This is a genomic window from Bradyrhizobium paxllaeri (assembly GCF_001693515.2).
GTDB lineage: Bacteria > Pseudomonadota > Alphaproteobacteria > Rhizobiales > Xanthobacteraceae > Bradyrhizobium > Bradyrhizobium paxllaeri.
Map to the genome: position 1 here is coordinate 6,975,334 of NZ_CP042968.1, position 24,088 is coordinate 6,999,421.

The following is a 24,088-nucleotide window of genomic DNA, read 5'->3' on the forward strand; positions in this document are numbered from 1 at the left end:
CCTCGCCCTTGCCGCGGCATCTCCAGCGGCGGCCCAACCGGCAATCGATCTGGACCAGCTCACCGCAACGCAAGCCGCTGCTGATCTCTGCGCCGGCAAGATCACCAGCAAGGCGCTGACCGCCGCGGCTCTGGCGCGGGCCAAGGCGAAGACCGATCTCAACGCCTTCATCACGCTGGACGAGGCGGGCGCGATGAAGACCGCCGAGGCTTTTGACGCCGGCCGCAAGAAGGGCTCCTGCAAGCCGCTCGGCGGCGTCCCCATCGTGATCAAAGACAATATCGAGGTGGCCGGCCTCCCCAGTACGGCCGGGACGCCGGCGCTGAAAAAGTTCGTGCCGAAGAAAGATGCGCCAGTGGCCGCAAAACTGCGCGCGGCAGGCGCCGTCATCATCGGCAAGACCAACATGCATGAACTCGCCTTCGGCATCTCCGGCTATAATGGAGGCTTCAAGACTGGCACGGAGCCCGGCGTGCGCAATGCCTACGACGCGACAAAGATTGCCGGCGGCTCGTCATCCGGGACGGGCGCTGCGGTCGGCGCGCGGATCGTTACCGCGGGCCTCGGTACCGACACCGGCGGATCGGTCAGGGTCCCCTGCGCGCTGAACGGCTGCGCCGCGCTGCGTCCGACAGTCGGCCGCTATCCGCAAGCCGGCATCGCGCCGATTTCCCACACCCGCGACACCGCCGGCCCGATGGCGTCGACGATGGCCGACGTGGCGATCCTCGACCGCGTCATCGCCGGCGGCGGCGCAATCGCGCCCGCCGAGCTGAAGCAGGTGCGCATCGGCATCGACAAATCGATGCTGACCAATCTGGATGGCGATACCGAGGCCGCATTCAAGGCTGCGCTGGAAAAACTCAAGGCGAGTGGTGTGACGGTGGTCGATATCGAGATGCCGAAGCTTGCCGAACTCAACGGCCAGGTCGGATTTCCGCTCGCGCTTTACGAGGCGTACGACGACATGGTCGCATATCTGAAGAAGAGCGGCAGCGGCGTCAGTATCGAGAACCTCACCAAGGAGATCGCCAGCCCCGACGTGAAAGGCACCTATGACGGGTTGGTGATTCCGCGCAAGCTGCCGGGACCGAACAACACGGTCGCCGATGCCAAACCCGCCTATGACGCCGCGATGAAGATTGCCCGGCCGGCGCTGCAGGCGCTCTATCGCGATACGTTTGCGAAGAACAAGCTCGACGCCATCGCCTTTCCGACCGTACCGAAGGTCGCGATTGCGTCGAATGCGGACTCATCGAGCCTCGCCAACTTCATGCTGTTCATCCAGAACACCGATCCCGGCAGCAATGCCGGCGTTCCCGGCATCCAGCTTCCGATCGCGCTGGGCGCGTCGAGCAAATTGCCCGTCGGGCTCGAACTCGATGGCCCCGCGGGAAGCGATCGCAAACTGCTCGCGATCGGCATGGCCATGGAAAAGCTGTTCGGCCGGTTACCGCCGCCGTCACGCTAGAGGCTCACGCCGCTAATGCCGTGCAAACAGGCTGGCGACGCCGCTGCGGCGGCGGACGCCGAGCTTGGCGAAGATGCGCTCGATATGGGTGCGGACGGTGGAGACCTCGACCTGCAGCCGGTGCGCGATCTCCTTGTCGCTGAGATCGTCCGAGATCATCCGCGCGATCTCGAACTCGCGCACGGAGAGTTTCAGGATCGGTGAACCGTCCACCGCGATAGCTGCCGCACCACCGGCCGCGCGGACCAGCGCGCCGGTGAAGGCCGGCTCGATCAGCCGCAGCAGCTCCAGCGTATGGCCATCGAAATTCTCGCGCCGCCGGCCGCGCCAGATCCTGACGTCGCCGATGTTGCGGCCGCCGGCGAAACTATAGGCATTGACACCCCAATGCAGTCCGTCGCGGGCAAGAAAATCGTTGAAGAACTCGGTTCGCATCAGATCGCGTTGCGGCATCACCTGCGTAACCAGCGTCGCCTCGCGACGGGCCTGCAGCTTCAACGTGATCGGATCGCACTGCTGAAAATAGCGATCGTAGGCCGCGATGTTGGCGGGGTCCATGTTCAGGTACACGGCCTTTTCGAAACGGCCGGTCGCCTCCTGCCAGACGAAGGAGGCGTAGTAGTCGGCTTCCAGCAATTCCAGCAGGTGATGGCCCACCGCCTCGCGCACGTCGCGCTCGCTGAGGTCTTCGGACAACAGCCCGAAGATGCGCGCCAGCACCCGGCTCTCGGAAGCGCTCACATACATGCGGGGCATCCTAGCGGGGAACCACGACCGGGGGAACCGGCTTGGCGCCGCCTTGCCGCCCTATTCGGCCTTGATGCCGGCTTGCTCGATCACTTTGCGCCAGCGCTCCACCTCGCTGCGGTAGTAGCGGCCGAACTCCTCCGGCGGCGCCGCGATCAGAACGAGGCCCTCGTTGACGCTGAGCTTCTTGAAGACATCCGCCTGCACGGCCTTTGCCGCCGACCTGTTGAGGCGGTCGATGATGTCAGGTGGCGTTTTCGCCGGCGCAAACAGGCCGTACCAGGTTTCGGCTTCGAAGCCGGCAAGACCGGTCTCGGCGACTGTCGGCAATTGCGGAAAGGCGGGCGAACGCTCTGATGATGTCACCGCCAGCGCGCGCAACTGGCCGCCCTCGATCAGGGCTGCGGCGCTTGCCACCGTCGTGAACATCACCTGGGTCTGCCCGCCGATCAGATCGGTGATCGCAGGTGCGGAGCCCTTGTAGGGCACCATCGTCATGTTGACGCCGGCCATGCGCTTGAACATTTCGCCCGCGAGGTGCGCCGAGGTACCGGTGCCGAACGTGCCGTAGGAGATCTTGTCGGGCTCGGCTTTCGCCGCCGCGATCAGATCGCCGACGGAACGAAACGACGACTTCGGGTTGACGACGACGATGTTGGGGGAACGCGCGATGAACGCGACCGGCGCAAAGTCCTTGTTCGGATCGAACGGCAGTTTCGCATACAGGCTCGGATTGACCGCATGGGCAAATGATCCCATCAGCAACGTGTAGCCGTCGGCTTCGGCGACAGCGACCGCCTGCGCGCCGATGATGGTGCCTGCGCCCGGCTTGTTCTCGATGATGATGCTGGCGCCGAGGTCCTTCGCCATCTCCTGCGCCAGCACGCGCGCGATGGCGTCGGTGCCGCCGCCCGGCGCAAAGGGCACGATGATCTTGATGACGCGCTCCGGATAGGCGGCGAAAGCCGTATGGCTGAGCAGGAACAACGATAGCGCCGTGAACGCGAACAAGGCGATGCGGTATCGATCGACGGTAGTCAGTGGCATCGCACGGCTTCCCGCCGACACCCGCTCGCGTGTGAACATCCGTCGCCTCCCCTGCTTTTCTTCAGATCACTTTATTGTATCCGACGGCATCGATCCAGACCGTGACTATCCACCTGATCGGGATAGACTTCGGCAATTGTTCAAATTGAAAGCGTCCAGAGAGGAGAGCGAGCATGAAGCCCCGGATGAACTATTACCAGGCCGCGCCCGACACCATCAAAGCGCTCGTCGCGGTGGAAGCCCAGATCGTCGCCTCAGGGCTCGAAAAGTCGCTGATCGAACTGGTGAAGACGCGCGCCTCGCAGATCAACGGCTGCGCCTATTGCATCAACATGCACACCCAGGATGCCCGCAAGCTCGGCGAGACCGAACAGCGGCTCTATTTACTGAGCGCCTGGCATGAATCGCCGCTCTATACCGACCGCGAACGCGCCGCGCTGGCATGGACCGACGCGTTGACGCTGATCGCCGAGACGCATGCCCCTGACGACCTCTACGAAGTGCTCCGCGCCCATTTCTCGGAAGTGGAGATGGTCAACCTGACCGTGCTGATCGGAGCCATCAATGCCTGGAACAGGATCGCGATCTCCTTCCGCGCGGTTCACCCGGTGAAGGCAAAGGCGGCGGTGGCGTAGAGCGAGGAGGCTGAGATGACACGATCGATTTGCGGCATTACGGCAATCGCCCTGCTCGCGCTGGTCACAGGCACCATGCCGGCAGCCCGTGCCGAGGGCGACAAGGTGACGCCCGTGCGTTCGGAAAAGCTGCCGAATGTTCCCGGCAAGAGCATAACCACCGTGCTGGTGAACTACGCACCCGGCGGCAAATCGGCGAGCCATCATCACGCCGGCAGCGTGATGGCCTATGTGCTGACGGGCAGCATCCGTTCGGAGAATTCGGCGACCGGACCGGCCAAGGTCTACAAGGCCGGCGAGGCCTTCTTCGAGCCGCCCGGCAGCGAGCATCTCGTCAGCGAGAATGCGAGCACGACGGAGCCGGCGAGCCTGCTCGCGATCTTCGTCGCCGATGATGGCGCGCAACTGACGACGTTCGGGAAGAAGTGAGAGTCTGGCGTTACACCGGCCGCGCCACACACTCCGCTGTCATGCCCCGCTTCAGGCGGGGCACCCAGTACGCCGCGGCCTCTCGGCCTAAGCGCACCTTCTCTGGGATACTGGGTCGCCCGCTTTCGCGGGCGACGACACTTCGCTAGACCGCCGTCGCCTTGGCGAACTCGACATAGATCTCGCGGAGCCGGTTGGTCATCGGGCCGGGCTTGCCGTCAGCGACCTTCTTGCCGTCGATCGACACCACCGCCTGCACGAACAGGCTGGCGCTGGTGATGAAGGCTTCCTTGGCAGCGAGCGCCTCCTCGACGGAAAATGCCCGCTCCTCGACACGAAGCTGGCGCTCCTCGGCAAGCGCGACCACGGCCTTGCGGGTGCAGCCGGGCAGGATTTCGCTGCCGTTCTGCCGCGTCACGATCACGTCGTCCTGCGTGAGGATGAAGCAGGAGGACGAGCCGCCCTCGGTCACCTTGCCGTCCTCGATCATCCAGGCCTCGCCGGCGCCGGCCGCAGCCGCCGCCTGCTTGGCCAGCACCTGCGCCAGCAGCGCCACGCTCTTGATGTCACGGCGGGTCCAACGCAGGTCGGGCACCGTGATCACGTTGATGCCGGTCTTGGCCGAGGGCGCGTTGACGATGTCCTTGGTCGAGGTGAACATGATCAGCGTCGGCTTGACGCCCTTGGGAAACGCAAAGTCGCGCCCGGTGTCGGCGCCGCGCGTCACCTCCAGATAGACCATGCCGTTGACGAGATTGTTGCGCTTGACCAGTTCCTGCTGGATCTCCTGGATGCGCGCCGTCGTCTCCGGCAGCGCCAGCTGGATCTCGCCGACCGAACGCTCCAGCCGCGCCAGGTGCGAGGCGTTGTCGATCAGCTTGCCATCCAGCACGGCGGCGACTTCATAAATGCCGTCGGCAAACAGGAATCCGCGATCGAGAATTGAGACCTTCGCCTCTGACAGGGGGACGAAAGAGCCGTTGACGTAAGCGATCTGTTCCAAAGTAGAGTCTCCTGGAGTAGCGAAGCCGGTGGCGGCATTCCTATACGCATTTGTTGACGCGGCTAAAGTCTTGGAGCGTCATTCCGGGGCGATGCGCAGCATCGAACCCGGAATCTCGAGATTCCGGGTCTGGTCCTTCGGACCATCCCGGAATGACGGGAGCACCCTAATGCGACAGAATCTTCGACAGAAACTTCTGCGCGCGTTCGCTGCGCGGACTGCCGAAGAAATCGGTCTTCTGCGCGTCCTCGACGATCTCGCCCTTGTCCATGAAGATCACGCGATTGGCGACCTTGCTGGCAAAGCCCATTTCGTGGGTGACGACCATCATGGTCATGCCCTCATGGGCGAGATCGACCATGACATCGAGCACTTCGCTGATCATTTCCGGGTCGAGCGCCGAGGTCGGCTCGTCGAACAGCATCGCGATCGGGTCCATGGCGAGCGCGCGGGCAATCGCGACGCGCTGCTGCTGGCCGCCGGAGAGTTCAGCCGGGTATTTGTTTGCATGCGCCTTCATGCCGACGCGCTCGAGCAGCTTGTCGGCCTTGGCGACGGCCTCGTCATGCGAGCGGCCCAGCACCTTCTCCTGCGCCAGGCACAGGTTCTCAATGATGCGCAGATGCGGAAATAGTTCAAAGTGCTGGAACACCATGCCGACGCGTGCGCGCAGTTTTGGCAGATCGGTCTTGGGATCGTTGACCTTGATGCCGTCGAGGATGATCTGGCCCTCCTGGAACGGCTCCAGCGCGTTGACGCATTTGATCAGCGTCGACTTGCCCGAGCCGGAGGGGCCGCAGACCACCACCACCTCGCCCTTGGCGACGCTGGTGGTGCATTCCTTCAGCACCTGAAAGCTCGGCCCGTACCATTTATTGACGTGGCTGATTTCGATCATGAAGCTATCCTTTTGAGCATGATCTTTTCGGAAAACCGGTTTCCACTTTTCCGGATCATGCTCGTCACCGGACAATAGCAATGCGTGCCTGCAGGCGCCGGACGCCATAGGACGCGAGACAGGAAATCACGAAATAGACCAGCGCCGCGAACAGGTACATCTCGACCAGCCGGCCGTCGCGCTGCGCCACCTTGCTGGCGGCACCGAGAAAATCCGGGATCGACAGCACGTAGACCAGCGAGGTGTCCTGGAACAGCACGATGGTTTGCGTCAGCAGCACCGGCAGCATGTTCCGGAACGCCTGCGGCAGCACGATGTAGCGCATGGACTGGCTATAGGTCAGGCCGAGCGCGCTTGCCGCCGCTGGCTGCCCCTTTGAGATAGACTGGATGCCGGCGCGCATGATCTCGGAGAAATACGCCGCCTCGAACATGATGAAGGTGACGAGCGACGAGGTGAACGCGCCGACGCGAATCGGACGCGACGCACCCGTCAGCCACTGGCCGATATAGGGCACCAGGAAATAGAACCAGAAGATGACAAGCACCAGCGGCAGCGAGCGCATGAAGTCGACATAAAGCCCGGCGATGCGGCCGAGCAGCTTGTAGCTGGACAGTCGCATCAGGGCGATCAGCGTGCCGAAGATCAGGCCGCCCAGCGCCGACAATCCGGTCAGCATCAGCGTAAAGCTCATGCCGTCGAGGAACAGGTAGGGCAGCGAGCGGCGGATGACGTCGAAATCGAGATTGCCGAACATCGTCATTTCCCCGTGATGTAGCCGGGGATCGCTAGGCTGCGTTCGAGAAAGCGCATGCCGGTGACGACGATGATGTTGATCGCGAGATACATGATGGTCGCGGCGGTGAAGGCCTCGAACACCTGGAACGAAAATTCCTGCATCGCCCGCGCCTGGCCGGTCAGTTCGATCAGGCCGATGGTGATGGCGACGGAGGTGTTCTTGACGGTGTTGAGAAATTCGGAGGTGAGCGGCGGCATGATGATGCGGAATGCCATCGGCAGCAGCACGTAGCGGTAGCCCTGCGTCGTCGTCAGCCCGAGCGCAGTCGCGGCCTGCTTCTGCCCGCGCGGCAGCGAAGCGATGCCGGCCGCAAGCTGCACGGCGACGCGCGCCGACATGAACAGCCCCACCCCGATCGCCGCCGTCCAGAACGGCGCATTGGGAAGCTGCTTCAGCCACAGCCCCGCGGTGCGCGGCAACAGTTCCGGCAGCACGAAGAACCAGAGGAATAGCTGCACCAGCAGCGGCATGTTGCGGAAGAATTCGACGTAAGCGAAGCCGATCCAGGACACGGTCTTCGACGGCAGCGAACGCAGGATGCCGATGATCGTGCCGAAGATCAGCGCGATGACCCAGGCCAGCAGCGCCGTCTTGATGGTCAGCCACAGCCCCGACACCAGCAAGTCGAGATAGGTGCCCGCCCCGGTCGGGTTCGGCTCGAAGAAGATGTGCCAGTTCCAATTGTAGTTCACGAAGCACCCTACAGAAAATGCCGGTAAAGCCCTTGGTCACTAACGCGCTTGATCTCTAGCGCCTATGCAAAAGTCCGGCCATTCGTCACTGCAAAATGGCCGGACTTTTCTGATTGGAGGCTCAACTGTGGCATCCCGGTTCGAGACGGCGCTAACGCGCCGCCTCGCGCCATGAGGTTTGCCACTTACTTGTACGAATCCGGGTCCGGCGAGTCCGACGGCTTGGCGAATTCGTTCTTCAGTTCAGCGCTGATCGGCGTGTTGAGGTTCAGCCCCTTGGGCGGGATCTTCTGCGTGAACCACTTGTCGTAGATCTTCTGGCCCTCGCCGCCGGTGTAGAGCGCCGCGGTTGCGGCATCGACCACCTTCTTGAAGGCCGGATCGTCCTTGCGCAGCATGATTCCGTAGGGCTCCGGCTTGGAGAACGCGTCCTTGGAGATCACGTAGTCACCCGGCCCTTTCGAGCCGGCAACCAGGCTCGCCAGCAGGATGTCGTCCATCACGAAGGCCACCGCGCGGTCGGTCTCGACCATCAGGAACGCCTCGGCATGATCCTTGGCCGGGATGATGTTGATGTTGAGGCTGCGCGCCGCATTGGCTTCGGTGAGCTGCTTGATATTGGTAGTGCCGGCGGTGGAGACCACCGACTTGCCCTTGAGCTCATCGATTGAGTTGATCTTGCTCGCCTTCTTGGTGACGTAGCGGCTCGCGGTCAGGAAGTGGGTGTTGGTGTAGGAAATCTGCTTCTGACGCTCGGTATTGTTGGTGGTCGAGCCGCATTCGAGATCGATGGTGCCGTTGGCGAGCAGCGGAATACGGGTCGACGACGTCACCGGATTGAGCTTGACCTCGAGCTTGTCGAGCTTCAACTCCTTCTTCACGGCATCGACGATCTTGTAACAGATGTCCATGGCGTAGCCGATCGGCTTCTGGTTGTCGTCGAGATAGGAGAACGGAATCGACGAGTCGCGGAAGCCGAGCGTGATCGCGCCGGTGTCCTTGATGTTCTTCAGCGTCCCGGTGAGTTCCTGGGCCATTGCCGGGGTGGTGCACAACGCACCCGCGAGCAGACAGCCGATAATCTGACGGTGTTTCACGTAACTTCTCCTCTACAAGGTTTCGGATGATGGCTCATCCACCCTAACTCAACAACTTGCCGGGCCGTTTGGCCGGCGGTCTCGAACCTGTCTTGGCAACATTCTTGGCAAGACCCTTGGCAAGACCGCCCCCGGCGTGCCCGGCACTATACCTGCACAATTCGGACCAAAACAGATTTAGCGCCCGCTGGCTATTCATCCGATCGCGGAATGCGACTAAGGATAAAGGCAAGGCCCACTTGTCGCCGCCGATCGGGACCAGCCGCTTCCGCCCCGAAGCCGCCGCGGTGCCCTCCGTTAACCAAGCCACGCCGCGTCCGCCGAGCGCCATCCCGCACAGAACGTCCGACATGTCGCTTTCGATGACCCGGACGCCGGTAATCGGGGCATTCTCCAGGATCAGATCGACCAGCCGCGCGAAATAGACGCCGGGCGAATACATCAAAAGCGGCACCGGATGCGACGCCCGCCCCGGCAGCGACGCGCCGCCCTTTGCCACCAACGCTTCGCTGGCACAGGGGCGCAGGAACTCTGTGCCGAGGAGCACACGTTCGTAGCGGTCCGGATCGAGATGGATTGGCTGCTGCGCGTGGTGGTAGCAGATCATCAGGTCCGCATTGTCAGAGACAAGTGACGTGACGAGGTCGTGGATGTTGCCCACGACCACCGAGCAGCTCAGCCGCCGCTCCTGCGACCAGGCCTGCCACCAATGCGGCAGCCGTGCGGTCGCCATCGCGAACGGCAGGGCGATGCGGATATGCTCGTTGCGGTGAAGCGGCTTGCCGCCAAGCTCGAGACGGCTGTCGAGCATCTGCCGCAGCAGCTCGCCGGCATGCTCGCGGAAGCGCTCGCCTTGCGGCGTGAGCTGCGTCGGGTAGACGCTGCGGTCGATCAGGTCGAAGCCGAGCCAGGCCTCCAGCGACTTGATGCGGCGGCTGAATGCGGCCTGCGACGTATTCCGCCTTTCCGCCGCGCGCGTGAAATTGCCGGTCTCGGCCACCATCAGAAAATCCTGCAGCCAGCGAAGCTCCATCACGCTCCCCGCTTTGCAGGCGATCGCAGCGCCGGCGCCACGATGGCCGCCTTGGGGCGGCCCATGGAAGCGGACGCCAACCGGCGCTGGTTCTGAATAGGAAATGTGATGCCCCATGCCGGCAAACGTAGCGGATCGGGATGCGGCATGACCAATGCAAGCTTTGCATCGCCCCCTCTCGCCGCCATCTCTGCGGCAATTTCCCTGATTCCTTGCCCACTCATATCAACCGTTCCGCATCCGCCTCCGATGTCCTCGCCTTCATTAGCCTGCCACGCCGCCGGCAGGTTATGCAAATTTTGCATCTTGCAGACTTGGCATCAATGGCGGCGTTCGGACACCTTAAACCCGGTGGGTGACAACCCTCCGCCCAATCGGCCCCGCGCGTTTCGATCGGGCGATCATCAGGATGAGACCAGAGATGAAAATCTGCATACTGGGCGCCGGCGTCATCGGACTGACGACCGCATGGTGCCTTGCCGAGGCCGGACACGACGTCGTCATCGTCGACCGGCATGCTTCCACCGCCAAAGATGCCAGCGCCGCCAATGGCGCCCAGCTCTCTTACGCGTTCGTGGCGCCGCTGGCGTCGCCGGCAACCCTCAAGAAACTGCCGTCGCTGCTGCTGTCGCCGGAATCGCCGATGCGCATCCGCGCCGGCCTCGATCCCGCCTTGATCTCCTGGGGCCAGCGCTTCCTGCTCGCCTGTCGGCCGGCCGCCGTGCGCGAGACGATAGCTGCGCAGCTCGCGCTCGCCGCCTTGAGCCGGAGCGAACTGGCGCGGCTGACACAAAGCCTGACGCTCTCGTTCGGATTGCGAACCGCCGGCAAGCTGGTGGTGTTCAGGAGTAAGGCGGAGTTCGACGCGGCTCGCCGCGCCGTCGTTGCGACCGGCGAAGATGGCGGACAACGGGTCCTGACGCCGGCTGAATGTCTGGCGCTGGAGCCTGCGCTCAGGCTCGACGCCGGCGAACTCGCGGGCGGCATCTTCACGGCCTCCGAGCAGGTCGGGGATTGCGCGGCATTTTGTGCAGGCCTCACGACCCGACTGAAACGGCAACACAACGTCGAATGGGTGCTCGGCACGGAAGTTCGCGGGCCGGTTCGATCCGGCGGCCGGCTGGTGGCCATCGACACGGACAAGGGCCATGTGCAGGCGGATCATTTCGTTTTGTGCATGGGCGCGGCGTCGACTGCTTTTGCAAGGGCGTGCGGATTCCATCTGCCGATCTATCCGCTCAAAGGCTACAGCATCACCCTTTCACCGGCGCCGGAGGCGCGCGTGCTTCGGCACAGCGTCACGGATATGGAGCGCAAGTTGGTATTTGCCCCGCTCGCGCGCGATGGCCGCACCGCCATCAGGGTTGCCGGCATCGCCGATCTCGAACGCGACACCACGATCGATAAAGAACGCATCGAAGTGCTGCGCCGCGCCTCGGCCGAACTGCTTGGAATCGACGCAGCCGACGACATCGAGCCCTGGTGCGGGCTGCGTCCGATGACGCCCGACAGCCGCCCTATCATCGGCTGGTCGCCGCTCGACGGCCTCTTCGTCAATTCAGGCCACGGCATGCTCGGCTGGACGCTGGCATGCGGCAGCGCACGGCTGACGGCTGATATGATCGCGTGCAAGCGCTCGGGCACCGCAGCCGGGGCCTTCGCCCTGCGCCGCGCCGCCTGACCTTAGTGGAACCGACCGTCCGGGGTCGGTCCGCTTGGCCAAATTCCGTAGTCCGGGATGCCGCTGCAGACCAATTGTCGCATGCATCATTTCCGGCCTGTTGCGGCGCGGGCGGCGCAAGCCGCCGCGACCAACATGCTTTTCTTCCAGGACGATTTCAGGGAAGATCGCGCCCGGGAAAGAAGGACAAGCGGCTCCGGTATCAAGGGAAGCCGCAAGGGGAGTGTTGCATATGTTTCGAGTTTCGTTTCCACGTGTATTTCCGCTTGGCCGCCTGACGATCGCCGTCGCTGCCGTCGGTATGCTGATTTCAGCCGCCGCCGGCGCGCAGGACTATCCCACCAAACCGATCACGCTGATCGTCCCGTGGCCGGCGGGCGGATCGACCGACATCTCGATGCGGGCGATCGCCGAAAGCGCATCCAAGGTGCTCGGGCAGCCGATCGCCATCGACAACAAGGCGGGCGGCAGCGGCACCGTCGGCCCTGCCACCATGGCGGCAGGCGGCAAGCCCGACGGCTACACCATCGCACAGATTCCGATCACCGTGTTCCGCCTGCCCTTGATGCAGGAGGTCTCCTGGAATCCGGACAAGGACTTCACCTATATCATCCACCTCACTGGCTACACGTTCGGCGTCACCACCAGCGCCGAGTCGCAATTCAAAACCTGGAAGGATGTCGTCGATTACGCCAAGCAGAATCCCGGCAAGGTGACCTATGCGACGCCGGGCGCCGGCACGTCGCTGCATATCGGCATGGAGCAGATGGCGTCCATGGCCGGCATCAAGCTGACGCAGGTTCCTTTCAAGGGTGGTGCGGAAACCAACGCCGCGGTGCTCGGACAGCACACCATGTTGCAGGCGGATTCGACCGGCTGGCGGCCGCTGGTCGACGCCGGCAAGTTGCGGCTTCTGATGGTGTGGACCTCGGCGCGTTCGCCGAACTACCCTGAGGTGCCGACGCTGAAGGAGCTCGGCTATCCCATGGTCTATGATTCCCCGTTCGGCATCGCCGGACCGAAGGGCATGGACCCGAAGATCGTCGCCAAGCTGCACGACGCCTTCAAGAAGGCTCTCGATGACCCAGCGGTGATCGCCACGCTCGCCAAATTCGACATGGTGCCGAACTACAAGAACACCGAGGACTACAAGAAGTTCGTCGTCGAGGTTACCGAGTCAGAGCGCAAGGTGGTCGAGAAGCTCGGTCTGGCGAAGAAGACCAACTGAACCCCGCCGTGTCCCGGGCGCGATGCAGCGCGCAAGCGCTGCTTCGCAGAACCCGGACCCACTGCACATGCAAACTACACGGCCCCGGCTCTGCAGCGCATCACCATAGCGCGTCAAGACGCGCGCAAACGCGCTGATGGCGATGCGCTGCGTCCGGGGAATGGTTGAAAGAGTGCGTCAATGAGCGATCAATCCAACGTCAAATTTCGCCTCAACAATTCCGAACTGTGGGGCGGCCTGATCGGGCTCGCGCTCGGCGGCTTTGTAGTCTGGTCCGGGCTCAAGCTGAAGCTCGGCACCATCAATGATCCTGGCGCAGGGTTCGTGCTGTTCTATACCGGCATCCTGATGTGCCTGTTCGCTACCTCGATCATCATCGCTGCGGTGACCGAGGGCGGGCCGACCTTTGGCTCGCGCTGGGTGAACACGCGCTGGACCAAGCCGCTGCTCGTAATCATCTGCCTCGTTGCGTTTTCCTTCGCACTCAATCCACTCGGCTTTCTCCTGTCCTCGATTCCGTTGATGTTGCTGCTGTTGCGCGTGGTCGATCCCGTCCGCTGGTCGCTGGCCGTTCCCATCGCGGTTCTGGTTCCGCTTGGCATGTGGTGGATCCTCAAACGCCTGCTCCTGATCCAACTGCCTTCCGGCACGTTCGAAATCGGCTGATCGCACCATGGATACACTCGTCAATGTCGCCCATGGCTTCGGCGTCGCCCTTCAGCCTATCAATCTGATCTACTGCTTCATCGGCGTGTTCATCGGGACGCTGGTCGGCGTGCTGCCCGGCATCGGCCCGATCTCGGCGATGTCGCTGCTATTGCCGATCACGCTGTCGGGAACGCCGGAATCCGGCATCATCATGATGGCCGGCATCTATTACGGCTCGATGTATGGCGGCTCCACCACCTCGATCCTGGTCAACATTCCCGGCGAGGCAGCATCCGTCGTCACCTGCATCGATGGCCATCAGATGGCCAAGAAGGGCCGCGCTGGTCCGGCGCTGGGCATCGCCGCGTTCGGCTCGTTCTTCGCCGGCACCTTCGCGCTGATCGCGCTGATGCTGGTAGCGCCCAAGCTCGCCAGCGTCGCGATCGCGTTCGGACCGGCCGAATATTTCAGCCTGATGGTGCTCGGCCTCGTCGTCCTGACCTTCCTGACGCAGGGCTCGATGGCAAAGGCGCTGCTGATGGCCTGCATCGGCGTCGTGCTCGGCGTGGTCGGACTCGACAGCATCACCGCGCAGCCGCGCCTGACCTTCGGCCGGGTGGAGCTGATCGACGGCATCGGCCTCGTCCCCGTGGTCATGGGCCTGTTCGGCATTGCCGAAGTACTGATCAACACCGAGCAGGTCATCAAGCGCGACATCATCAACACCAAGATCACGCACCTGTTTCCGAGCAGGGAGGATTGGAAAGCTACGACCGGCCCGATGTCGCGCGGTACGATCCTCGGATTTTTCCTCGGCATTTTACCCGGCGGCGGTGCGGTGATCTCCTCGTTCGCGTCCTACGCGCTTGAGAAGCGGCTGTCCAAGACGCCCGAACAGTTCGGCCACGGCGCGATCGAGGGCGTCGCAGGTCCCGAAGCCGCCAACAACGCAGCCGCCGGCGGCGCCTTCATTCCGCTGATGACGCTCGGCATTCCACCGAATGTGGTGATGGCGCTGCTGCTCGGCGCCTTCGTCATTCACGGGCTGCAGCCCGGTCCGCTGATGATCACGCAGAACCCGGGCCTGTTCTGGGGCATCGTCGCCAGCATGTATATCGGCAATCTGATGCTGCTGGTGCTGAACCTGCCGATGATCGGCATGTGGGTGCAGTTGCTGAAATTGCCCTACAACATCCTGTTCCCGCTGATCATCCTGTTCACGATCATCGGCGTCTATTGCTCCAGCAACAACGTGTTCGATGTCTATGTGATGATCGCGTTCGGCGTGATCGGCTATTTCATGCGCAAGCTCGGCTATGAGCCGGCGCCATTGGTGCTGGCCTTCGTGCTGGGGCCGATGCTGGAGAACAATCTGCGCAAATCATTGATCCTGTCGCAGGGCGATCTCATGACTTTCGTGCAGCGGCCGATCTCGGCCGCCTGCCTGTTGTTCGCCTTGGTGCTGCTCGTTGCGCCGCTGCTGCCCGCGCTGCGCAAGAAGCGCGAGATGGTTGCGCTGGATGAAGGGGTGTGAGCTGCAGCTAGAACGCCCGCTTCTTCTCGCCGAGATCCCAGAAGATCCCCGCCATGATGGCAAGCGCCTCCTCCGTCACCGGCAGCAGGATGTGCTCGTCCGGCGCATGCTGCGAGCAGCCGGGATAGGAATGCGGCACCCAGATCGTCGGTAGCCCCAGGCCTTCGGCGAACACGTCGTTGGGCAGCGAGCCGCCGAAATTCGGCAGGATCGCGGGCGCCTTGCCTGTCGTCTTCAGGATCGAATTCGCGGTCCAGTTCACCCAGGGGCTGTCGACATCGGTGCGCGAGGCGGCGAAGCGCTGCGTGCCGCTGACCTGCACCATCGGAAAGCCGTTGGCATGCAGATGCGCGCGCACGGCGTCGACGACTTCTTCGTATCGGGTGCCGACAACGAAGCGAAGCTGCAGCACGGCATTGGCGTGCCCGGGAATCGCGTTCGCCGGTTTCTCGACATTGCCTGACGACATCGCCAGCACTTCCAGCGTATTCCAGGCGAACAGCCGTTCGGCCGGCGTTAGTCCCTCCTCGCCCCAGTCGGGCGCCAGCGCCGGCTCGTCCGCGGTCGGCTCGATCTTCACGTCCGCTAGCGCCACGCGAACGGCGTTCGATATCCGCGGCGGCTTCAGCGCATCGAGCTTCATCCGCCCCTTGCCATCGACGAGGCTCGCGACGGCATTGCAAAGGATCGTCGCGGGATTGGCGAGTACGCCGCCCCAATTGCCGGAATGGTTGCCGCCTTCGCGTAAGTTGACGTCGAGATGGATGCGGTTGCCGCCGCGGCAGCCCAGAAAAATGGTCGGACGTTCTACCGACAGGCGCGGCCCGTCGGACGCCAGGAACAGATCGGCCTTCAGCTCCTCGCGATGGGCCTCGCACACCTGCCGCAGATCGGGCGAGCCGATCTCTTCGCCGGTCTCGATGATGAACTTGGCGTTGAAGCCGAGCTTGCCGCCGCGGGTCTCGCGCACGGCACGGAGTGCCGCGAGGTTGATGCTGTGCTGGCCCTTGTTGTCGGCGGTACCACGGCCATAGACGCGCTCGCCTTTGGTCGTGGTTTTCCAGGGATCGAGATTGTCGCGCCACTCGCCCTCCATGCCATCGACGACGTCGCCATGCCCATAGGTGAGCACTGTCGGCAGCGAGGCATCCTCGCGGTAATCCGCCAGCAGATAGGGTCCCTTTCCGGTCGGCGATTCAATCAGGCGGGTGGAGAAGTCGAGCGCGGCGAAAGCAGGCTGAAGGTCCTCGACGAGATAGGCCCGCAACGCGTCCTCGCGGCCGGGATTCTGGCTTTCGGTCTTGTACCCAACCCTGCGGCCGAGTTCGGCGAGAAACGCGCCGGAATGGAGATACTCGCGTGCCCGCGCCACCGCGTCGGCTCGATCAGCCATATTTTCTTCCTTTGTTCGTTGCCGTGTTGGGCCGCAACCTATCGGGATAAGCCGCCCGCTGGAAGTGGCAGGGCCTGCCGAATGGAGGCCTTGCCAAACCCAGCGAGGATGCAACAATTTCGTGCAACAGTCCGGCGTTTAACCGGGCGGACGCACGAGGGAACCCTCGCGCACATTCGAGGTTCGCGTCATGACAAAGCAAATCCGGCTCAACGCCTTCGCCATGAACTGCGTGGCGCATCAATCACCGGGACTCTGGACCCATCCGCGCGACCGCACCCTCGGCTACAATCGCCTGCCCTATTGGCTCGATCTGGCGAAAACGCTGGAGCGCGGCCGATTCGACGGGCTGTTTCTCGCCGACGTGCTCGGCGTCTACGACGTGTTCGGCAACAGCCCGGACGCCGCACTGCGCAATGCCGCGCAGACCCCGGCCAACGAACCCCTGATGCTGATCCCGGCGATGGCGGCGGTGACGCAAAATCTCGGCTTCGGCGTCACCAGCAATCTCTCCTTCGAGCCGCCCTACCCGTTTGCGCGGCGCATGTCGACGCTCGATCACCTGACCGAAGGCCGCGTCGGCTGGAACGTGGTGACCGGCTATCTCGACAGCGCCGCCCGCGGCGCCGGCAAGGACAAGCAGACCGCGCATGACGACCGCTACGAGATCGCGGACGAATATATGGAGTTGGTCTACAAGCTCTGGGAAGGAAGCTGGGAGGACAACGCCGTGCTGCGCGACCGCGCGCGCGGCATCTTTGCCGATCCGTCGAAGGTGCATCGCATCCAGCATGAGGGCAGCAACTACCGGCTCAACGCGATTCATTTGAGCGAGCCGTCGCCGCAGCGGACGCCGGTGCTATACCAGGCTGGCACCTCGCCGCGCGGCCGGCAGTTCGCGGCCCAGCATGCCGAATGCGTGTTCATGTCGGGACCATCGGCCAAGATCATCGGCCCGCGCGTCGCGGCGATCCGGGCGCTCGCCCAGGAGATCGGGCGCACCTCCGCCGAAATCCTGATGTTCTCGATGATGACGATCATCCTCGGCCGCACCGAGGCCGAGGCAAAGGCGAAATACGCCGACTACCGCAAGCACATCGCGCCCGAAGGCGCGCTCGCGCTGATGTCGGGCTGGATGGGCGTCGATTTCTCGAATTACGATCTCGAGCAGCAGGTGCGCCACGTCCAGAACGACGCCGGCCGCACCGCACTCGACAATGTCACCCGCGCCGATCCTGACAGGGTCTGGACCGTGCGCGAGGTCGTCGAGCATGTCGGCATCGGCGGCGCCGGCCCGGTCGTGGTCGGCACGCCCGAGAAGGTCGCCGACGATATCGAGGCGTGGTTCGAGCAGACCGACGTCGATGGCCTCAACGTTGCGTTCGCCACCTCGCCCGGCGATTTCGAGGATATCGCCGATATGCTGGTGCCGGAGCTGACGAAGCGCGGGAGGTACAAGAGCGCGTATGCGGAGGGGACGTTGCGGGAGAAGCTGTTCGGCAAGGGCCGTGCGCGGTTGACGGAGCAACATCCGGCGGCACGGTATCGTGTTGGACCGAAGGTAGCGGCCGCGCAGTGACTCGTAGGGTGGGCAAAGGCGCGCAAGCGCCGTGCCCACCGCCTATCCGCATCGCGATTCCGAATGGTGGGCACGCTTCGCTTTGCCCACCCTACGATTTCGCGGATAATCAATTCACCGAATTGCTCACCACCACCTCGATCAGCTTCGCGCCGGGGCGGCTGAAGGCTGACGACAACACGGACTTCAACTCACCGGGATCGGTCACCTTGGTCGCCTCCAGCCCCAGCGATCTGGCAACTCCCGTAAAATCCACCGGCGGATCGACAAAATCCATGCCGACGTAATGATCGTCGCCATGGAAGGCGAGCAGCCGCTGCTTGATGATACGGTAGCCGCCATTGTTGACGATCACGAATGTCAGCGGCAGCTTGTGGCTCGCCGCGGTCCACAGCGACTGGATCGAATACATCGAGCTGCCGTCGCCGGAGTAGCAGACGACCGGCCGCTGCGGATTGGCGAGGCTGACGCCGACGGACGCCGGCAATCCCCAGCCGATGCCGCCCGAAGCCAGTGCGTGATAGCCGTAGCGGTCGCGATGCGGACGCAGCGCGATTATCTGCCGCGACGACGTCAGCCCCTCGTCGACCAGGATCGCGTTATCAGGCATCGCCTCGACCACCTGCAGCGCCAGCCAGTCCGGATCGATCGGCGAGGTGTTGGCATGCTTTGAAATCTGCTCGATCAGCGGCTTGCGCCGGGCCGTCCAGTTCTTTGATGCGAGTGCGTCCAATCCCCGGCTCGCGCGCGCCTGAAGCGCGCTGCCGCCACCGGCCTTTAGTGCCGGCACCAGCGCCCGCAGCGTCTCTTTCACGTCGGCTTTCAGCGCGATGTCCGCGCCGTAATTCCTGGCGAGGTCGTTATCGACCAGGCCGACCTGAACGATCGACAGCCCTTCCGGCAGTGGATCGGTCTCGCTGTAGACCGACATGCGCAGCGGATCGCCGCCAAGCGCGATGAGGAGATCGTAGGGCGCGAGCGTCTCACGGGCGATCTTCTGGATGCGCGCGATCGCGCCCATGAAGCACGGGCTTTCGGAGAGGAACTGCGCGCCGTAGGGCGTCGACGACTGAAATGCCGGGCAACCCAGCGTTTCCGCCAGTTGCGCTGCCTCCTGCAACGCGTCGCTCTTGACGATCTCGTCGCCGACGATGATCACGGGCCGCTCCGCCTTGAGAATGCGTGCGGTCAGCGCCTGCAGCGAGTCGTCCGAGGGCTTGACGCTTGTATCGACGCGGGTCGAGCGGCCGAGCTCGATGCCGGCTTCGGAATTGAGGATATCGCCCGGCAGCGAGATAAAGACCGGTCCCGTCGGGGGCGTGGTCGCGATCTTGGCGGCGCGGCGCCCGATCCGCGGCAGATCCTCCAGCCGCGTCACTTCCACCGCCCATTTCACCAAAGGCTGCGCCATCTGCACCAGCGGGCCGTAGAGCACCGGCTCCGTCAGGCCGTGGCCCTGCTCCTGCTGGCCGGCGGTGAGGATCAGGGGCGTGCCGGTGAAACTGGCGTTGTAGAGCGAGCCCATCGCATTGCCGAGGCCGGGCGCGACATGGACGTTGCAGGCGACGAGCTTGCCCGAGGCGCGGCTGAAGCCATCGGCCATGGCAACGACCAGGCTTTCCTGCATTGCCATCACATAGGTGAGGTCGGGGTGGTCCTTCAGCGCGTGCATGATCGGCAATTCGGTGGTGCCGGGATTGCCGAACAGATGCGTGACGCCTTCGTCTTTCAGCAGCGCAAGGAATGCGGAGCGGCCGGTGATCTTGTTCTTCATTTTTCCTCCCGCCCGCCGCTTCGTGGACGTGCGGGACGAAGGCAGATGACCAAACTTGAGGGTTGTGTGCAATGGAGCGAGGTCATGGCTGCCCTGCGCGGACACTTCGCGTCCCGGTGCGGTGAACCGGAGGACCCGGACACAAAATCGCGAAAACAACCCCATGCAAAGTAGAATGGGCCGTGGCTCGCAGCCCTCAGGCCGCTTGCGTCGGGGGCACGAGATGGTCACGTCGTCACGGCCCAACCTGATCTCATGCTGCCCTAGACCATCCCTTCACGGTCGGCGCGCTTCTTCTTTTTCGAGCGCTGCCAGACCACGCCGGGATATCCTTTCAGCGGCACCAGCGGCTCGCCGGTGTAGGCCCATTCCTGCAGCTCTTCGATGGCGATGTGATAGAGCGGCTGGCGGCCGGTGCGCCCCGAGAACAGCGCACGTGGAATGTTGACCATGTGCGGCGAGCGCGGGCGTTCATAGGCAATCGGCGTGCCGCAGTTCGAGCAAAAGCTGCGTACGGTCTTGGTGGCCTCGTCTTCGTAGCGCGCGAGGCTGGTCTTGCCCCTGGTGATGCGGAAGCGTTTCCGCCAGCTTCCGACATAGGTCGCATACGCCGCACCATGCGCGCGGCGGCTCGACGGTGAATGATCGTGCCAGGCCCAGCGCGCCGGCACGTCGATCTCGAAGGCGACCTTGCCGCACAGGCATTGGCCGGTGGCAGGTTTTCCGAGCGCGACGGCCTTGGTTTTCTTTTTCTCTTCCAGCTCCGGTTCGGGAAACATTTTCAGGTCCCTGTCCTACGTTTCGTCATTGCGAGGAGCGGGCGGCGGATACGCCGTCATTCCGGGATGGTGCGTTAGCACCAGACCCGGAATCTCGAGATTCTCAGGTGCGCAATTGCGCACCGTAGTTCGATGCTTTGCATCGCCCCGGAATGACGGATACTCACTCCGCTTCGCTCGCAATGACGGCGAAGCGATCACGCCTGCTCCAGCGCATCGTGCTCCGGATAATCCGTGTAGCCCGCTACGTCGCCGCCGTAGAAAGTCGCGCGGTTGTAGGGCGTCAGCGGGAAGCCGCGCTGCAAACGCCGCGGCAAGTCCGGATTCGAAATGAAGATGCGGCCGAACGCGACTGCATCGGCATGGCCATCCCGGACCGCCGCATCGGCGGTCTCGCCGGTGAAACCTCCGGCGGTGATCAACACGCCCTTCCAGATCGGGCGGAACAGCACCATCGCGGACGGCACGTTCTGATGGTTGACCTCGGCTCGGCCGGCGCCGGAGGAGCGCGGCTCGATGAAATGCAGGTACGCCAGGCCAAGCGGGTTGAGCTGCTCGACCGCATAGGTGTAGAGCGGCATCGGGTCCGGTTCGCCGCTGCCATTGGCGACGCCATAGGGCGACAGCCGCACGCCGACGCGGTCGGCACCCCAGACCTCGACCACGGCCTGCGTCACCTCCATCAGGAAGCGCACGCGGTTCGGTATAGAGCCGCCATATTGATCGGTGCGCAGATTGGTGTGCGACTGCAGAAACTGCTCGATCAGATAGCCGTTTGCGCCATGCACCTCGACGCCGTCAAAGCCGGCGGCAAGCGCGTTCTTCGCGGCCTGGCGATAAGCATCGACCACACCGGGAATCTCCGAAGTCTCGAGCGCGCGCGGCGTCTCGTAAGGGACCGCCTTGCCATCGGCTGTTCCAGTCTTCAGATCGGCGATCGGCACCGCCGATGGCGCGACCGGCAGCACGCCATCAGGCTGGAACGAGGAATGCGAGACCCGCCCGACGTGCCAAAGCTGCAGGAAAATAATTCCGCCCCTCGCGTGAACCGCATCGACCACCTCGCGCCAACCTGCGATCTGCGCTTGCGTATAGATGCCGGGAACGCCGGGGCTGCCAAAACCCGTCGCCATCACGGGCGAGGCTTCGGCGATCAGCAATCCGCTCGGCGTCGCGCGCTGCGCGTAATACTCCGCATTCAGCGGCCGCGGCGCCAGCGAGGGTTTTGCCGCCCGCATCCGCGTCAGCGGCGCCAACGCGAGACGATGCTGGAGCTGATAGGGACCGACCTTGAGCGGCGAAAACAGAGATGGATATTTCATGTCTATTCCAGAACCCCGTGTTGATACGGATATGTAACCGCTTCAGCTTGTTCGTAAAAGGCTCCGGTGGCAATCTCGCCACGCGATGCAAGTGAGCAGGTCGCCCATGCCGAAAACGAACGCCAGATCGCTGCCTTCGCTGAGCGTCCGGATCGACCTGGCCGACGAGGCACGCATCGGACCCGGCAAGATTCAGTTGCTGGAGAGTATCGGGGCCTGCGGCTCCATCTCGGCCGCCGGCCGCGCGATGGATATGTCCTACAAGCGTGCCTGGGACCTGGTCGACGAGATCAACCGGATCTGCCGCCAGGCCGCGGTCGAACGGCAAACCGGCGGCAAGAACGGCGGCGGCGCGGTACTGACGCCGTTCGGCACGTCGTTGATCGCGCGCTACCGCAAGATCGAACGCAACGCCGCCAATGCCGCGCGCAAGGAATTGGAAGCGCTGAGCAAGGAGATCGGGCGGCCGAAGAAGGCCGCCAGCCGGTAAAAGAGAAAGCGATGGCTCGAAGCCGTCGCAGACTCTCTTCACCTCTCCCGCTTGCGGGGGCACCCGGATCGCATCGGATGATGCGATCCGGGTGGGGGCTCTCTCCACCTTATGACTCGTGGAGAGAGCCCCACCCCAGCCCTCCCCCGCAAGCGGGAGAGGGAGCGCAGTCCCTACGCGGCGCTAGCCGGTCTTGATCCAGACCGCCTTGACGTTGAGATATTCCTCGACGTGCTGCTTGCCGGACTCGCGGCCATAACCGCTCATCTTGTAGCCGCCGAACGGCACCGCCGGGTCCATCGCCTGATAGCAGTTCACCCAGACCGAGCCGGCGCGCAGCGCCTTCGCAACCTGATGCGCCTTGCTGACATTGGTGGTCCAGACGCCGCTGCCAAGGCCGAAGGTGGTGGCATTGGCGCGCTTGACCAGTTCGTCGGTGTCCTTGAACGAGATCGCCGAGATCACGGGCCCAAAGATCTCCTCCTGCGCGATCCGCATATTGTCCCGGACATTGGCGAACACGGTCGGCTGTACGAAAAAGCCCTTCGAGAGCGCGCCTTCGGTCAATCGGCCGCCGCCGACCATCGCCTTGGCGCCTTCCTTCTGGCCGATGTCGAGATAGCCGGTGACGCGCTCTAGCTGGTCCTTCGACACGAGGGGTCCGATCTGCGTATTCGGATCGATGCCATTGCCGACCTGCAGCTTCTTGCCGAATTCGGCGACACGGCCGACGAACTCGTCATAGACCTTCTGTTCGACGAACAGCCGCGTCCCGGCGCTGCAGATCTGCCCTGAATTGGCGAACACCGCCATCGCGGCACCCGGCACCGCGGCGTCGAGATCGGCATCCGCGAATACGATGTCGGGCGACTTGCCGCCGAGTTCGAGCGAGACCCTCTTCAGATTCCCGGCGGAGGCGCGAATGATCGATTGCCCGGTGACGTGCGAGCCGGTGAACGCAACCTTGTCGACATCCGGATGCGACGCCAGCGTGGCGCCCGCGGTCTCGCCATAGCCGGGCACGACGTTGACGACGCCGGGCGGAACGCCGGCTTCCATGCAGAGCTCGGCCAGCCGCAGCGAGGTCAGCGGCGCTTCCTCGGCCGGCTTCAGCACGACGGTGCAGCCGGTCGCGATCGCGGGACCGATCTTCCAGACGGTCGCGGCGAGCGGCCCGTTCCAGGGGATGATTGCGCCGACGACGCCGATCGGCTCCTTCAGCGTGTAGGAGAAGATCTCGCCGGGCAGCGAGTTCTCGATGGTTTCGCCGTGCAGCGCGGTCGCCTGCCCCGCGTAATAGCGGAGCATGCCGAGCACGCGCAGCTTGTTGCCGCGGGTGCGGCTGATCGGTGCGCCCATGTCCAGCGTGTCGAGCTGCGAAAGCTCCTCGAAGTTCTTCTCGACGAGATCGGCGAGCTTCAACAACAGGCCCTGCCGCTCATACGGCTTGACCTTGCTCCACGACCCCTCGAAGGCGCGGCGGGCGGCCGCCACGGCGCGGTTGATGTCTTCCGCGTCGCCCTCGGCGACGGTTGCGAGCAATTCGCCGGTCGCCGGATTATGCGTCTCGAACCGCTTGCCGGAGGCGGCATCGACCCATTGGCCGTCGATCAGCATCTTCTTGTAGGAGCCGTCCGCATAGGGATGACGGGTGATCGGAATTGCCTGGGTGACAGCCATGTCTACACTCCCTTGAAGTCAGTCAGGATTTCTTGTGGTCGCTATATTTGACCATCTATAACGATGGCGGGAAACCGTAACGCAGCCGAACGCTTGCCGAAAGCGCCCCGCGCGAAGACCTCCCATGCC

23 protein-coding genes are annotated in these 24,088 nt (G+C 63.7%); 9 read left to right on the top strand and 14 right to left on the bottom strand.

Annotation, left to right across the window (positions count from 1 at the left end):
- The first annotated feature begins 43 nt into the window (after nucleotides 1–43).
- Nucleotides 44–1,471: an indoleacetamide hydrolase gene (iaaH, locus tag LMTR21_RS33360; RefSeq protein WP_065753619.1), complete on the top strand. Its 1,428-nt coding sequence runs from the start codon at nucleotides 44–46 to the stop codon at nucleotides 1,469–1,471.
- A gap of 12 nt (nucleotides 1,472–1,483) precedes the next feature.
- Here the strand turns inward: iaaH and LMTR21_RS33365 are convergent, their stop codons facing one another.
- Both LMTR21_RS33365 and LMTR21_RS33370 read right to left on the bottom strand, forming a co-directional pair.
- On the bottom strand, nucleotides 1,484–2,218 hold the full coding sequence (locus LMTR21_RS33365) for a helix-turn-helix transcriptional regulator (RefSeq protein ID WP_065753550.1): 735 nt from the start codon (nucleotides 2,216–2,218) through the stop codon (nucleotides 1,484–1,486).
- Between the two features lie 60 nt (nucleotides 2,219–2,278).
- Nucleotides 2,279–3,265, bottom strand: a complete 987-nt coding sequence (locus tag LMTR21_RS33370) for a tripartite tricarboxylate transporter substrate binding protein (protein ID WP_065753620.1) — start codon at nucleotides 3,263–3,265, stop codon at nucleotides 2,279–2,281.
- A 173-nt stretch (nucleotides 3,266–3,438) separates the two neighbouring features.
- Between LMTR21_RS33370 and LMTR21_RS33375 the strand changes: the two genes are divergently transcribed.
- Both LMTR21_RS33375 and LMTR21_RS33380 read left to right on the top strand, forming a co-directional pair.
- Nucleotides 3,439–3,900, top strand: coding sequence for a carboxymuconolactone decarboxylase family protein (locus LMTR21_RS33375; protein WP_065753551.1), 462 nt, complete (start codon nucleotides 3,439–3,441; stop codon nucleotides 3,898–3,900).
- A 15-nt stretch (nucleotides 3,901–3,915) separates the two neighbouring features.
- Nucleotides 3,916–4,329, top strand: coding sequence for a cupin domain-containing protein (locus tag LMTR21_RS33380; protein WP_065753552.1), 414 nt, complete (start codon nucleotides 3,916–3,918; stop codon nucleotides 4,327–4,329).
- A gap of 145 nt (nucleotides 4,330–4,474) precedes the next feature.
- Here the strand turns inward: LMTR21_RS33380 and LMTR21_RS33385 are convergent, their stop codons facing one another.
- The 7 genes from LMTR21_RS33385 to LMTR21_RS33415 form a co-directional block, all read right to left on the bottom strand.
- Nucleotides 4,475–5,332 carry a D-amino-acid transaminase gene (locus tag LMTR21_RS33385; RefSeq protein ID WP_065753553.1) on the bottom strand — a complete coding sequence of 286 codons (858 nt, stop codon included), beginning with the start codon at nucleotides 5,330–5,332 and terminating at the stop codon, nucleotides 4,475–4,477.
- Nucleotides 5,333–5,498: 166 nt separating this feature from the next.
- Nucleotides 5,499–6,230 (bottom strand): amino acid ABC transporter ATP-binding protein, encoded by a 732-nt coding sequence (locus LMTR21_RS33390; RefSeq protein ID WP_065753554.1) that lies wholly within the window; start codon nucleotides 6,228–6,230, stop codon nucleotides 5,499–5,501.
- A 64-nt stretch (nucleotides 6,231–6,294) separates the two neighbouring features.
- Nucleotides 6,295–6,987: an amino acid ABC transporter permease gene (locus LMTR21_RS33395; RefSeq protein ID WP_057838104.1), complete on the bottom strand. Its 693-nt coding sequence runs from the start codon at nucleotides 6,985–6,987 to the stop codon at nucleotides 6,295–6,297.
- A gap of 2 nt (nucleotides 6,988–6,989) precedes the next feature.
- Nucleotides 6,990–7,721 (bottom strand): amino acid ABC transporter permease, encoded by a 732-nt coding sequence (locus tag LMTR21_RS33400; RefSeq protein ID WP_065753555.1) that lies wholly within the window; start codon nucleotides 7,719–7,721, stop codon nucleotides 6,990–6,992.
- A gap of 185 nt (nucleotides 7,722–7,906) precedes the next feature.
- A complete protein-coding gene (locus tag LMTR21_RS33405) occupies nucleotides 7,907–8,758 on the bottom strand; it encodes an amino acid ABC transporter substrate-binding protein (RefSeq protein WP_246175946.1) in 852 nt (283 codons plus the stop codon).
- 103 nt (nucleotides 8,759–8,861) lie between these two features.
- Nucleotides 8,862–9,821, bottom strand: coding sequence for a LysR family transcriptional regulator (locus LMTR21_RS33410; protein ID WP_246174668.1), 960 nt, complete (start codon nucleotides 9,819–9,821; stop codon nucleotides 8,862–8,864).
- A gap of 29 nt (nucleotides 9,822–9,850) precedes the next feature.
- A complete protein-coding gene (locus tag LMTR21_RS33415; protein ID WP_065753558.1) occupies nucleotides 9,851–10,156 on the bottom strand; it encodes a hypothetical protein in 306 nt (101 codons plus the stop codon).
- 116 nt (nucleotides 10,157–10,272) lie between these two features.
- Here LMTR21_RS33415 and LMTR21_RS33420 point away from each other — a divergent pair, with 116 nt between their 5' ends.
- From LMTR21_RS33420 to LMTR21_RS33435, 4 genes are all read left to right on the top strand, one after another.
- Complete coding sequence (locus LMTR21_RS33420) at nucleotides 10,273–11,532, top strand: D-amino acid dehydrogenase (RefSeq protein ID WP_065753559.1); 1,260 nt, start codon at nucleotides 10,273–10,275, stop codon at nucleotides 11,530–11,532.
- Between the two features lie 301 nt (nucleotides 11,533–11,833).
- On the top strand, nucleotides 11,834–12,760 hold the full coding sequence (locus LMTR21_RS33425; protein ID WP_246175948.1) for a tripartite tricarboxylate transporter substrate binding protein: 927 nt from the start codon (nucleotides 11,834–11,836) through the stop codon (nucleotides 12,758–12,760).
- Between the two features lie 180 nt (nucleotides 12,761–12,940).
- Nucleotides 12,941–13,426 (top strand): tripartite tricarboxylate transporter TctB family protein, encoded by a 486-nt coding sequence (locus LMTR21_RS33430; protein WP_065753561.1) that lies wholly within the window; start codon nucleotides 12,941–12,943, stop codon nucleotides 13,424–13,426.
- Between the two features lie 7 nt (nucleotides 13,427–13,433).
- The gene (locus LMTR21_RS33435) at nucleotides 13,434–14,942 is read left to right on the top strand and encodes a tripartite tricarboxylate transporter permease (RefSeq protein ID WP_065753562.1); all 1,509 of its coding nucleotides are present in this window, start codon (nucleotides 13,434–13,436) and stop codon (nucleotides 14,940–14,942) included.
- A 7-nt stretch (nucleotides 14,943–14,949) separates the two neighbouring features.
- On the opposite strand, the gene LMTR21_RS33440 is transcribed toward LMTR21_RS33435, so the two are convergent.
- A complete protein-coding gene (locus LMTR21_RS33440; protein ID WP_065753563.1) occupies nucleotides 14,950–16,335 on the bottom strand; it encodes a M20 family metallopeptidase in 1,386 nt (461 codons plus the stop codon).
- Between the two features lie 190 nt (nucleotides 16,336–16,525).
- Here LMTR21_RS33440 and LMTR21_RS33445 point away from each other — a divergent pair, with 190 nt between their 5' ends.
- On the top strand, nucleotides 16,526–17,914 hold the full coding sequence (locus LMTR21_RS33445; RefSeq protein ID WP_065753564.1) for an LLM class flavin-dependent oxidoreductase: 1,389 nt from the start codon (nucleotides 16,526–16,528) through the stop codon (nucleotides 17,912–17,914).
- A 109-nt stretch (nucleotides 17,915–18,023) separates the two neighbouring features.
- Here LMTR21_RS33445 and LMTR21_RS33450 read toward each other — a convergent pair whose 3' ends face one another.
- From LMTR21_RS33450 to LMTR21_RS33460, 3 genes are all read right to left on the bottom strand, one after another.
- Nucleotides 18,024–19,688 carry a thiamine pyrophosphate-binding protein gene (locus tag LMTR21_RS33450; RefSeq protein WP_065753565.1) on the bottom strand — a complete coding sequence of 555 codons (1,665 nt, stop codon included), beginning with the start codon at nucleotides 19,686–19,688 and terminating at the stop codon, nucleotides 18,024–18,026.
- Nucleotides 19,689–19,951: 263 nt separating this feature from the next.
- On the bottom strand, nucleotides 19,952–20,467 hold the full coding sequence (locus tag LMTR21_RS33455; protein WP_246174681.1) for a GFA family protein: 516 nt from the start codon (nucleotides 20,465–20,467) through the stop codon (nucleotides 19,952–19,954).
- A gap of 197 nt (nucleotides 20,468–20,664) precedes the next feature.
- On the bottom strand, nucleotides 20,665–21,789 hold the full coding sequence (locus tag LMTR21_RS33460) for an alkene reductase (RefSeq protein ID WP_065753566.1): 1,125 nt from the start codon (nucleotides 21,787–21,789) through the stop codon (nucleotides 20,665–20,667).
- A 106-nt stretch (nucleotides 21,790–21,895) separates the two neighbouring features.
- Here LMTR21_RS33460 and LMTR21_RS33465 point away from each other — a divergent pair, with 106 nt between their 5' ends.
- A complete protein-coding gene (locus LMTR21_RS33465) occupies nucleotides 21,896–22,279 on the top strand; it encodes a winged helix-turn-helix domain-containing protein (RefSeq protein WP_065753567.1) in 384 nt (127 codons plus the stop codon).
- A 183-nt stretch (nucleotides 22,280–22,462) separates the two neighbouring features.
- Here LMTR21_RS33465 and LMTR21_RS33470 read toward each other — a convergent pair whose 3' ends face one another.
- Nucleotides 22,463–23,959 (bottom strand): aldehyde dehydrogenase family protein, encoded by a 1,497-nt coding sequence (locus LMTR21_RS33470; RefSeq protein ID WP_065753568.1) that lies wholly within the window; start codon nucleotides 23,957–23,959, stop codon nucleotides 22,463–22,465.
- Nucleotides 23,960–24,088 lie beyond the last annotated feature (129 nt).